We start from the raw sequence: 12,795 nt of genomic DNA, 5'->3' as shown, positions 1-12,795 counted from the left end.
AGCTTGAGTGGGCATACTAATTGGGTCAATAACGTGGCAATAAGTGCAGATGGCAAAACTCTAGCTTCTGCAAGTTATGACAAAACCATCAAATTGTGGAATATAAGCACTGGTAAACTCATTTCTAGCTTGAGTGGGCATACTAATTGGGTCAATAACGTGGCAATAAGTGCAGATGGCAAAACTCTAGCTTCTGCAAGTTATGATAATACCATCAAATTGTGGAATATCAGCACTGGTAAACTCATTTCTAGCTTAAGTGGGCATACTAATTGGGTCAATAGCGTGGCAATAAGTGCAGATGGCAAAACTCTCGCTTCTGCAAGTTGGGACAAAACCATCAAATTGTGGAATATCAGCACTGGTAAACTCATTTCTAGCTTGAGTGGGCATACTGATTGGGTCACAAGCGTGGCAATAAGTGCAGATGGCAAAACTCTTGCTTCTGCAAGTCGTGACTCAACTATCAAATTGTGGAATATAAGCACTGGTAAACTAATTTTTAGCTTGAGTGGACATAGTAATGCAGTCACAAGCGTGGCAATAAGTGCAGATGGCAAAACTCTTGCTTCTGCAAGTGCTGATAAAACCATCAAATTGTGGAATATTAGCACTGGTAAACTCATTTCTACCTTGAATGGGCATACTCATCATGTCAGTAGTGTGGCAATAAGTGCAGATGGCAAAACTCTTGCTTCTGCAAGTTATGACAATACCATTAAATTGTGGAATATAAGCACTGGTAAACTAATTTCTAGCTTGAGTGGGCATACTGATGCAGTCAGCAGTGTGGCAATAAGTGCAGATGGCAAAACTCTTGCTTCTGCAAGTGCTGACAAAACCATCAAATTGTGGAATTTAGATTTAGATGATTTACTCGCGCGCAGTTGCGACTATTTAAAAGAGTACCTCGCCACCCGTGAGCAAGAAAGGAAGGAACTGTGTCCTGGTAAATGAAAATGTAAGTTAGAACCTAAAATTGTAGTTTAGGTCATTTATTATGAATAGTCGGCGCCGATTTTAACAGGACTTACGATACTGTCACAACCGTGAGTCGGTGCGTGACGCTACAAGTCTTATAACTACGCTGAAATATTTTTGTAGCCTTCACGCACCCTACGGTTTTTATGCGCCCAGAGCGTAAGTCCTGTATATATTAACCCTGATTAGTGTTTCCAAGTAACTCGAATCAAGTCGTAGGCAAGTAAAACATAACTCAAATATCACCATAGCTATCTCAGATTTAAAGGGTGTTGAATGAAATCATTGAATTTGCTTTTCTCTCCAACACTAACATTAATATAGTAGAATTATGACCTACTGCCTTAATCCAAGCTGTGAGAATCCCCTAAACTCAAATCAGGTAGATTTATGTGCTACTTGCGGTACTAGTTTACTACTCGAAAACCGCTACCGTGCTACTCAGTTTCTTGGCGCCGGCGGTATGGGAAGAAATTTTTTAGCGGTAGATGAACGTACACCAAGAAAAAAACAGTGCGTGATTAAACAGTTTTTTCCGGCGCCTCAAATTACAAGCCAAGCAACTGCATTCAAAAAAGCAGTAGAATTATTTAATTCTGAAGCTCTGATGTTAGATGCTCTTGGAGATAAGTTTACACAGATTCCTCGCTTACTAGCAAGCATTGAACAAAATAAGCAGCTCTATTTTGTGCAGGAATTCATTGATGGAGAAAATTTACTACAGCAATTGCAACAACAAGGAGTTTTTACTGAGTCTCAAATATTTAAGCTATTAGCAGATTTACTTCCTGTGATGCAATTTATTCATAACATGGGTGTGGTTCATAGGGATATCAAACCAGAAAATATCATGTATCGCCAAAATAATCAATTGGTATTAATTGACTTTGGTATTTCTAAAGAATTAAGCAATACAGTCATGACTATAGGTACAACTGTTGGAACTATAGGATATGCGCCTCCAGAACAAATGACCTATGGCGAATCTTATCCGGCAAGTGATATTTATGCATTGGGTGCTACATGCATTCATTTATTAACAAATGTTCCTCCTAATTTGCTCTATAATTCTCAGGAGAAACGCTGGCTATGGAAGGATGTATTAGCATCAAAGGGGATATTTATTAGTAACTTGCTTACACAAGTTTTGGACAAGATGCTCTGTGAAGACATCCGGAACCGCTATCAATCGGTAGATAAGATTTTTTTAGATTTACAACCTGAACCAATTGTAGCATTACCTGCGGCGCCGTTACACAAAAAAGTGCTAGAAGCTCTTACACCAAAAATTAAAAGAAATAAATTAAAAACCACCATACTAGCCAGCATAGCTGTTACTGTTATGAGTGTAGGAGGATATGGATGGTTACGGCAGACATTAGCAAATTCAGAAAGCCCTCAAACAACTGTTTCTGAAGTATCAACACAAACCGCTCCTTCCTCACCAGAAACAACTAGTTCCCCTGATGTCATTTGTAATTCTACAACATCATGTTACAATCAAGGCACAAAGTTAATAAACCAAGAACAGTATAAGATGGCTATTAAATACTTTGACCAAGCGATTAAGTTTGATTATAAAAATTATTTAGCTTACAATAATAGAGGTTTTTCTAATAATCAACTTGGTCATAACAGAGAAGCTTTAGATGATTATAATAAGGCAATTGAACAAAACCATGAGTTTTACCAAGGATACTATAATCGAGGCTTTCTTCTCAAAGTTTTAAAAGATAATAGAGCTTTAGAAGACTTTGATAATGTAATCAAGTACAGACCTGATTATGCTCATGCTTACTACCAACGAGCAGAATTATACAAAGAACAAAACAATATTGGACAAGCAATACAAGATTACAAGGAAGCTGCAAGATTGTATCAGCAACAAAACAATACTGCCGCTGCAGAACAAACTATTAATCAAGTAAAACAATTAGAACAGTTACAACAAAATAACTCAACTAGCACTCCTAACACACAAGAGCAAAGCCAATAATATCAATGTTATTAAACAATGGATATCGCCCTAGTACACAATGGCGGAAATAAACAGACCACTATTATGGTATGTTAAGCAATAGGCTTTTGCTAGCTGTTTAAGTCAACATGCGTAGGAATCAGGGTATGGTAAGATTAGCTCCAAAACCATTGAATTTAGGCGATTGTGAACGTTTAGAACTTCAACAGTTGATAAATCGCCATTCGGCGCCGCAGCAAGTAGCACTGCGAGCAAAAATAATTTTATTAGCATCTGAGGGTAAAAATCATCGACAAATTGCTCGAACATTAGAAATTAGTAGGCATACGGCTTGTTTATGGCGAGAGCGATGGTTGTCAACATGTGGAAGTGATTTAACAATAATTCAGAGGTTGCAAGACGAGGAACGTGTTGGCGCCCCAGCCAAATTTAATATGGAACAAATTGTAGAATTATTTGCTCTTGCCTGTTCACCTCCTGAAGACTATGGACGACCAATAAGTCATTGGACTTACCGAGAACTAGCAGACGAAATTATGAAACAGGGCATTATCGAAAGCATATCTGTTCGACACGTTGGAAGATTATTAGAAGAAGCAGAACTTAAGCCACACCAGAGTCGCTACTGGTTAACCCCCCCCTCTGGACGAGGAATTTGACATAAAACTGAATGATATTAGTGGGTTATATATTAGCGCAATCGACCGACATGAAAGCGGAGAGCGTACAATATCAATCGATGAAATGACTGGTATTCAAGCAACCGAGCGTGTAGAAAAAGACCTACCGATACGACCAGGTAAAGTTGAAAGAAGAGAGTTTGAGTATGTTCGTCATGGTACACAAACTTTAATTGCTAGTTTTGATATTGCGACTGGTCAAATTATTGAACCAACTTGCGGAGATTCAAGAACCGAAGAAGATTTTGTTCAGCATATTCGTAAACTTATTGAAAGCGATAGTAATGCCAATAAATGGCATTTAATCATGGATTGTCTTAATACTCATCAGTCTGAATCTCTTGTTCGGCTAGTTGCAGAAAAAGAGGGATTAGATATCGACTTGGGTATTAAAGGAGAAAGAGGTATACTTAAATCCATGAAATCACGTGCGACTTTTTTAAAAGACCCAAAACATCGAATTTTTTTTCATTATACCCCAAAACATTCTTCATGGCTTAACCAAATTGAGATTTGGTTCAGTATTTTAGTTCGTAAACTACTTAAGCGCGCTAGTTTCAAAAGCCAGGATGAACTCAGAACCAAAATTCTCGAATTTATTAACTACTTTAATAAAACAATGGCTAAACCTTTTAAATGGACGTATAAGGGTAAAGTGTTGGCTATTTAATGGTAACGTTATTTCCGCCATCGTGTACTAGGCTTGAAGCCTAGGGCTATTAATACGAAGCCCACCTACGTGGGCTAAAGAAAATAGCCCACGTAGGTGGGCTTTGTCCTATTAGCCACGCCCTTCTAGGATACTGCTGGCGGGCGCCACCGGTTTCAAAACTCAAACTTACAGTTTGGTAGTTCTTTTGTCCTGAAAAAGCCAAAATCCTCTCCATTAAAGATTATCTGCTATAACAAATCGAATTATTACCACAGTTAGAGCAAAAAAAATTAAGTCAAATGTAACTCAAATATCTCTGCGTCTATCTCCAATGTCAAGGGTGTTTAATGAAATTATTGAATTTGTGGAAACACTTTAGTCGTTCAGTCAACGTGGCGCCACTCAAGTTGCTTCCTCTCAATATTGATAAATCTTTCTTCAATAATTAATCAAAAACTTCAACATACACACTCACAGAAGCGGAGGTTGAATCATTATGAAACGCAATACTGCTATTTCTGGACTAATCGGAGCTTTATGTATCTTATCTTCGGCTCCAGCATTTGCAAAAATCAATTCTATTAAAATTGACACTTCGTTACAAACTGTAACAAATATCAATGCTTTGCCAAACACAGTATCAAACAATTTACACTCAAGAGCAGTTACCTCAGCAGAATCATACTTTGAAAGAGGATATCAACTCCTTCAAACAAAAGATTACCAAGGTGCGATAGAAAATTTCAATAAAACATTAGCACTATCTCCTAGGTTGACTAAAACCTATTACTATCGAGGTCTTGCCCGTTATCAGTTAGGTGACATAAAAGGTGCTAAAAAGGATTTTGTCTTAAGTCCTATTGATTACATGCCAGATACTAATTCATTGGTATAAGGCACCGACTAAACTTTTATAAAGTCAAAATTTTCTTGTGAGGTGGACAGCCCACCTTACAAAATCTTCAGATTTTTTACCCAGCATCCCCATTTTTCCCTACTGACAAATAAGATTCTCTTCAATATTGTAAAAATATCACTGTATTACAGTAAAACACTACTATGAGCTACTTTACTCTACCTTCTCCTAAAAATACCATTCTTTCAAGTTTGCGTCATTGGTTAGAGTCAATAGATGTTCGCAACCGCAAACTAGCTTACTTTATCTGTAAGCTTATTCCTGCTCAATGCCCATTTGAACATAACATCATCGTTTTTGGGAAAAAAGTACTTTATATCCCACCAATGTGTAAGTTAAATCCTCTTTACGATGAGGTTATACATTTGCGGTTTAAGGCTTTATGTTATCTCGTTGATGAATGTGGTGATGTAATTTTAAGGTAAACTTAGAGACCAACGCAAAAATGCACCCTCTTTTATTAAACGCCCCAGGCTTTGGTTCCTGCGGGCGCTTATTAGCATAGTTACAAATTTGGAAATTAATATTGCGGTTGAAAACAGTAATTAGAGGCGTTATCGAATTATTACCACAGTTATAGAAAAAAATTAAGTCGAATATAACTCAAATATCTCTGCATGTATCTCCGATGCCAAGGGTATTTAATGAAATTATTCAAAAAGTCAAAATTATCTATTGGAGATATCTAATGCTGAAAAAACATCTAACAAAATTATTTGCAATTTCTTTAGTTTGCACCATATCAATAAATGCTTGCGTTACAGCAGGTAAAATGGAAAAACAAGCCCAACCCAAAACAGAGTTATTATCTTTTTTAGATAATAAGGCAGCTACAACACAAGTAAAGTATATTCAGCCACCACTGGCGCCAAAAAAGCTCCATCAAGAAGTTCGTCATGATGAAACTATTCATGATAATTATTTTTGGTTACGTGATAAAGAAAATCCGGAAGTATTAAAACACCTCAAAGCCGAAAATGCATATACTGAATCCTTAACAGCTAATTTAAAACCGCTGCAAACACAGTTATATCAGGAAATGCTGGGGCGAGTACAAGAGAATAGAACTAGTGTAGCTGTACAACTCGGAAATTATCTTTACTACACGCGCTATGAGAAAGGCAAAAATTATCCTATTCATTGTCGTAAAAAGAACGCGAATGCTAAAGAAGAAATTTTATTAGATCAAAATCAGCTTGCGGCTAATGAAAAGTATTTGAACATTAGCACTTTTAATGTTAGTGACGATGGTAATTTGGTGGCTTACGCTATTGATACTAAAGGTGATATTCGTTACAATCTCGTTGTGAAGGATTTACGAACGGGGAAAATACTGTCTGACTCGATTCAAAATATTAGTTCGCTAACTTGGGCAAGTGATAATACACTATTTTATGTTACCGCAGACAAAATTACTAACCGTCCCAATACTTTATGGCGCCTCGAATTAGGAAATACACCGCAAAAGGTGATTGAAGAAAAAGATGTAGAATTTTCGTCAAGAGTTAGTCGTACTAAAGACAAGAAGTACATTTTATACACAGTTGCTAGCAAAGATACTAGCGAAATACATTACCTTGATGCAGCTAAACCCAAGGATAATTTGCAAATCATCTCGAAACGTGCGAAAGGGTATGAGTACTTAGTTGAACACCGTAATGGTTTGTGGTATAAAATCACTAATGAAGGTGTAAATAATCAAAAAGCTATCAATTACCGAATTGTAACTTTACCTGTTGGCAATTCTCAAGGCGCCGAACAAGAGTTTTTACCGCATAATCAAAGTGCATTCATAAATGGTATTGACTTGTATAAAGATTTTGCGGTTGTATCGGAGAAAAAGCTTGGCTTAAATAAATTTTTAGTATACAATTTTGAAACTAAAAATTGGCGTGAAGTTAATTTTCCTGATAGTGTTTACACTGCTGCTTTAGGAGTCGAGCAAGAGTCTACATATGAAAGTATCAATCAACCGTTTGATTCTAATTCTTTTCGCTACACTTATACATCCTTGATTTCACCGACAGCTATTTACGAGCAAAACCTTGCTACAGGTACACAGCAGATAATTAACCGCAAACAAATCCCTAACTACGATGCAAGTTTATATACCACCGAAAGAGTATGGGCGCCAGTTCGAGATGGTGTGAAAGTTCCCTTGTCTATAGTTTACCGTAAAGGTGTTGAGCGTAATGGTCAGGCGCCTTTGTTAATGTACGGTTATGGTGCATACGGTTACGGACTAGAGGCAAGATTCGATAGCAGTTTAATTAGCTTACTCGATAGAGGTGTAATATATGTCATTGCTCATATACGTGGTGGGGATGAACTAGGTAAGCAGTGGTACGAAGATGGTAAGTTGATGAACAAGAAAAACACTTTTAATGATTTTATTGATAGTGCCGAATATTTAATTAATAACCGTTGGACATCGAAAGACCGTTTACTAATTAGAGGTGGTAGTGCAGGAGGTTTACTTATTGGTGCTGTGGCAAACATGCGTCCTGACCTGTTCAAAGCAGCGCATCTTGCTGTCCCTTTTGTAGATATCATGAACACGATGTGGGATGAGAGCTTACCATTAACTACAGAAGAATACCTCGAATGGGGCAACCCACACGAAAAATCTGCCTACGATTATATGCGTGCTTATAGTCCTTATGACAATTTGGCGCCTAAAGCTTACCCTGCAATACTTCTCACCACCAGTATTAATGATAGCCAAGTTGGATATTGGGAACCGACAAAATACGTTGCTAAATTGCGTACCTTAAAAACAGACAATAATCCGTTGTTACTAAAAATTAACCTAGAAGCAGGTCATCAAGGCGCCAGTGGTCGTTACGAGCAACTTAAAGACATTGCGTTTGAACAGGCTTGGATGCTTTCACAAGTTGGATTTTAATTAATAAAAATCTTGTGGAGCAGCTGTCCCCAGCCGCATTCCAACATTTACAAGATTAATTATATTGTTGCTAAAGTAAGCCAGAAGTCGAAGATAACTCAAATTTCTCATGGCTTAACTCGAAGTTGGTCATGTTTTTATATAAGGGTTGGTGCGTAAAACGTAAAGTTGAGGAAGTATGATAGGTCAACTGCTTGATAGTCGTTATCAAGTTATTCGAGAGCTAGGATTTGGCGCCTTTGGACAAACCTACCTTGCTCAAGACACCCAGTATCCAGGCAAACCTTACTGTGTAGTAAAACACTTACAACCTAATGACCCTCGCAGTTTAGAAAAAGCAAAACAGCTGTTTTTGAGAGAAGCAGAAATTCTTGCGAAGTTAGGGAAGCATGAACAAATACCCGAATTAAAAGCTTATTCCGAACAAGAGTTTTACTTAGTACAAGAATTTATTGATGGGCATCCGCTAAGAGATGAGATATCAGCCTCTGAGCCGCGCTGGACAGAAAATCAAGTAATTTCGCTGCTTTCAAATATTTTACCTATCTTGGTATTCATCCATGATCAAGGGGTCATTCATCGTGACATTAAGCCAGATAATATTATGCGGCGCCAGCGAGATAATAAGTTAGTGCTGATAGATTTTGGCGCCATCAAAGAAGTATTAAACAACCCAGAAACTGGAGGATTATCTGTTGCTGGTACGCGGGTGTACACTTCTGGCTATGCACCTTCAGAACAATTATTCGGCAAATCGAGATTGAATAGTGATATATATGCACTAGGTATGACTGCGATTGAAGCTTTAACTGGCAAATATCCTCATCTTTTACCGCATGACTATAATACTGACGAAGTGATTTGGCAAGATAAAGTGTCTGTAAGCCCAGGCTTAACGGCAATTTTGAACAAAATGGTACGCTTTGATCACCGAGAACGTTACCAGTCAGCAGGTGAGGTGCTGCAAGCAGTTCAACAATTAATTCAAGCATCTCTAGCACAGGCAACTAAAACTAGTGGTGTAAATCAACTAACTTTAGAGTGGCAAGAAGCAGGACAGTTAAAAAATATAACGATTCGAGATCGACAACCAAGTAAAAACCCAGTTAATGTTAGGATTAGGCGTGACCCAGCACAATGCGATATTGTCTTTGATGATATATCAGTATCAGGTTTACACGTCGAAATTTTCTTTAACCAACAGCAACAATGTTTCTACGTGCGAAACTTACGACAAACTAACCCACCAATTATTGATGGGCACCCTTTACCGTTAGGAGAAGTACCAGTTTTTCAAGGTAGTAATATACAGTTAGGGCAAATAAATTTACGGGTAGCTAATATTAGTTTAAGCAAAATTAGTTCGGTGGCGCCGACTCAGTTAGTAACGACTACTCAACCCACAAAAGTTGCAATGGCTTATCAGTCCGAAACAGCTCCTGTTGTACCTAACGAAAATTCGGCGAAAGGGGTTAGTAATGCTGTTGAAGAATATATCAAACGTGGGAAACAACTCATTAAGAAAAAAGACTATCAACAAGCTATTAATATTCTCGTCATGGCTCTGCAACTTAGTCCTAATGATGCCGAAATCTACTACTGGCGAGGTCGTACTCACTTTGATTTGAAGGAGTATGCAAAAGCTAATAAAGATTTTAATAATGCATTGCACTGGAATCCTAATTATGCTGAAGCTTATTGCTGGCGGGGTTGCGCTCGTTTAAAAGCTGCCTTGACGATTGTATCATTTTATAATGACGACCCTGCTATCATAAAAGGTGTTAAAGCAGCCATCGAAGATTTCGATAAAGCACTGCAAATTAATCCTAACCTTACTGAGGCTCAGAAGCAGCAAAAAATTGCTCAAGCTCAATTACCTAAAAATTTTTAACCCCAACCTCAAAAACAAACTCAAAATTTTTTTTGTAGGGTGGGTATCAAAGCCGAATGGAACTAAGAAGTACGACGTGGAGCATTATTCCAGACCATGTAGAGACGGAATTACAGTATATTACATATTAACGCGGTACATGTAACGTCTCGGAGCGTGTTTCGGGTATCATATAGGTGCCTCATTAAGAAGCAGGCGCCGTATACTGCGATAATTATATTGTTGGTAAACTTGCCATAAGTCGAAGCTAACTCAAATTTCTCATGGCTTAACTCAAATGGCGTCATGTTTTGATAGAAGCAAGTGTGTCTAATCACATACTTCTCTAAGTAATTTATCTATACGGTGACTCAATCATGACAACAAATTATGAGTATAAAGTCGGAGGTAGTTTAGGAGAAAACGCCCCTTCTTACGTTGTTAGACAAGCAGATTCTGACCTTTACCACAGCTTAAAGGCAGGAGAGTTCTGTTATATTTTTAACTCTCGCCAAATGGGTAAAACGAGTTTAATAATTCGGACGATGAACAAACTACAAGCAGAAGGGTTTGCTTGTACTTCTTTAGATTTTTCTGTGCGAGGTAGTCGAGATATCAAGTCAGACCAGTGGTATGCTGGAATAGTTTATAAGCTTACAAATAATTTTCAACTAGGTGACCCATCAGACATACTGCGTAACTGGTGGCAAGAAAGAGGCGCCATTACTCCCGTAGAGCGTTTAGAAGACTTCATAGAAACGGTACTATTAGCATCTATCCAAAGTAAGATTGTTATATTTATCGATGAAATAGATAGTATTTTGAGTTTAGGCTTTCCTACAGATGATTTCTTTGCGTTAATCAGAAGCTGTTATGAAAAGCGTAATTATAACTCAGAGTATAGGCGCCTGACTTTTGCCTTAGTAGGAGTTGTCACACCAGGAGATTTAATCGCGGATAAAAGACGAACACCGTTTAATATAGGTAGAGCAATTCAACTAGAAGGATTTAAAGACAGCGAAATTGAACCTTTAGCAAAGGGATTCGAGGGTATGGTCGAAAATCCGAACGCATTAATACAAGAAATATTGACATGGACAGGGGGACAACCATTTCTAACCCAAAAAATATGCAGATTAATTGCCACCAACCAAAACGTAGAGACGCGATTAATCGCGTCTCCACCCATCGCGTCTCTACAAGATTTAATTCAAAAAAACATCATTAACTCTTGGGAAAGTCACGATGAACCAGAACACATAAAAACAATTAGAGACCGGATGTTACTAGGAGAACAGATAGCAGGGCGTTTTTTAGGATGGTATCAACAAATATTGCTATCAGGGTATATTCACGTAGATGAAAGTATTGAACAAATTAGATTTCGTCTGACTGGCTTAGTCGTTAAACAGCAGAATATTCTCAAAGTCTATAACAAAATATATGAGTCGGTGTTAAATTTAACGTGGGTAGAAAAAGAGTTAAGAAAAATACGCCCATATTCAGAAAACTTTCAAGCATGGGTTGATAGTCGGTATCAGGATGAATCACGACTATTGCGAGGACAAGCTTTAGAAGAAGCTTTGCAGTGGGCAACTCAGAAAAACTTAGGTAATGAAGATTCTCGATATTTAGCAGCTTCTCAGGAATTAGAAAAAAGGGAACTAGAAGCTTCTTTAGCAGTTAAAGAAGAAGAAAGTAGAATATTATCGGAAGCTAACGAAACATTAAGCCTAGCGAATAAAAAAATAAGCCTAGCGCAGAAGAAATCGCAAAAAATGATTCGATTTGGTTCTACGTTTTTGGTAGTGTCTATTATGGTAATAATTATCGGATCAATGAGCGCGCTTTGGTTCGGTCAAAAATTAATTCAAGACGCTAAAACAGTTACTGTTTTGGAGAGAGAAGCGAGTTATGCTTCACAACAGTTTGACAACAACCAAAATATAGAAGCGTTGCTCACAGCAATGAACGCTGGACAAGATTTACAAAAGCTAGTAGGCAAAAATGCTCCCATCGCCAAATATCCAATCACTAGTCCAATTATTGCTTTAAACGATATTTTATATCATATTAAGGAACGCAATCAACTCAAAGGGCATACATCTACTGTCAACAACGCCAATTTTAGCGCGGATGGCAAGACTATCCGTCACCGCCTCACAAGACCAAACCGCCAAGGTCTGGGACACCAGTGGCAAGCAACTAGCCACCCTCAAAGGGCATACACAACGTGTCAACAACGCCAATTTTAGCGCGGATGGCAAGACTATCGTCACCGCCTCCTACGACAATACCGCCAAGGTCTGGGACACCAGTGGCAAGCAACTAGCCACCCTCACAGGGCATACACAACGTGTCAACAACGCCAATTTTAGCGCGGATGGCAAGACTATCGTCACCGCCTCCTACGACAAAACCGCCAAGGTCTGGGACACCAGTGGCAAGCAACTAGCCACCCTCACAGGGCATACATCTAATGTCAACAACGCCAATTTTAGCGCGGATGGCAAGACTATCGTCACCGCCTCAGTAGCCACCCTCAAAGGGCATACAGAACCTGTCAACAACGCCAATTTTAGCCCGGATGGCAAGACTATCGTCACCGCCTCCTACGACAAAACCGCCAAGGTCTGGGACACCAGTGGCAAGCAACTAGCCACCCTCAAAGGGCATACAGAACCTGTCATCAACGCCAATTTTAGCGCGGATGGCAAGACTATCGTCACCGCCTCCGGCGACAAAACCGCCAAGGTCTGGGACACCAGTGGCAAGCAACTAGCCACCCTCAAAGGGCATACACAACGTGTCTT

10 protein-coding genes are annotated in these 12,795 nt (G+C 38.6%); all 10 read left to right on the top strand.

Translation table 11 applies throughout. The features are described 5' to 3' along the window. The coding region (locus DSM106972_RS25515; RefSeq protein ID WP_233787912.1) for a WD40 repeat domain-containing protein at window positions 1–957 on the top strand (957 nt) is incomplete at its 5' end. A 355-nt stretch (window positions 958–1,312) separates the two neighbouring features. Next, complete coding sequence (locus tag DSM106972_RS25510; RefSeq protein ID WP_127083325.1) at window positions 1,313–2,977, top strand: serine/threonine-protein kinase; 1,665 nt, start codon at window positions 1,313–1,315, stop codon at window positions 2,975–2,977. A 128-nt stretch (window positions 2,978–3,105) separates the two neighbouring features. Further along, a complete protein-coding gene (locus DSM106972_RS25505) occupies window positions 3,106–3,618 on the top strand; it encodes a helix-turn-helix domain-containing protein (protein WP_127083324.1) in 513 nt (170 codons plus the stop codon). After that, on the top strand, window positions 3,602–4,309 hold the full coding sequence (locus DSM106972_RS25500) for a transposase (protein WP_325052215.1): 708 nt from the start codon (window positions 3,602–3,604) through the stop codon (window positions 4,307–4,309). The genes DSM106972_RS25505 and DSM106972_RS25500 overlap by 17 nt, the downstream gene beginning before the upstream one ends. Window positions 4,310–4,787: 478 nt before the next feature. After that, the gene (locus DSM106972_RS25495) at window positions 4,788–5,186 is read left to right on the top strand and encodes a tetratricopeptide repeat protein (protein WP_127083322.1); all 399 of its coding nucleotides are present in this window, start codon (window positions 4,788–4,790) and stop codon (window positions 5,184–5,186) included. 164 nt (window positions 5,187–5,350) lie between these two features. Further along, window positions 5,351–5,632, top strand: coding sequence for a Mo-dependent nitrogenase C-terminal domain-containing protein (locus tag DSM106972_RS25490; protein ID WP_127083321.1), 282 nt, complete (start codon window positions 5,351–5,353; stop codon window positions 5,630–5,632). 263 nt (window positions 5,633–5,895) lie between these two features. Next, window positions 5,896–8,112 (top strand): S9 family peptidase, encoded by a 2,217-nt coding sequence (locus DSM106972_RS25485; protein WP_127083320.1) that lies wholly within the window; start codon window positions 5,896–5,898, stop codon window positions 8,110–8,112. A 178-nt stretch (window positions 8,113–8,290) separates the two neighbouring features. Further along, on the top strand, window positions 8,291–10,003 hold the full coding sequence (locus DSM106972_RS25480; RefSeq protein WP_127083319.1) for an FHA domain-containing serine/threonine-protein kinase: 1,713 nt from the start codon (window positions 8,291–8,293) through the stop codon (window positions 10,001–10,003). Between the two features lie 356 nt (window positions 10,004–10,359). After that, on the top strand, window positions 10,360–12,237 hold the full coding sequence (locus DSM106972_RS52695) for an AAA-like domain-containing protein (protein ID WP_201800785.1): 1,878 nt from the start codon (window positions 10,360–10,362) through the stop codon (window positions 12,235–12,237). Beyond that, a partial coding sequence (locus tag DSM106972_RS52690; RefSeq protein ID WP_201800784.1) for a WD40 repeat domain-containing protein occupies window positions 12,119–12,795 on the top strand: 677 nt, incomplete at its 3' end. The genes DSM106972_RS52695 and DSM106972_RS52690, both read left to right, overlap by 119 nt.

This window comes from Dulcicalothrix desertica PCC 7102 (assembly GCF_003991905.1).
Lineage (GTDB): Bacteria > Cyanobacteriota > Cyanobacteriia > Cyanobacteriales > Nostocaceae > Dulcicalothrix > Dulcicalothrix desertica.
This window is presented reverse-complemented; position numbering and strand designations above follow the sequence as displayed.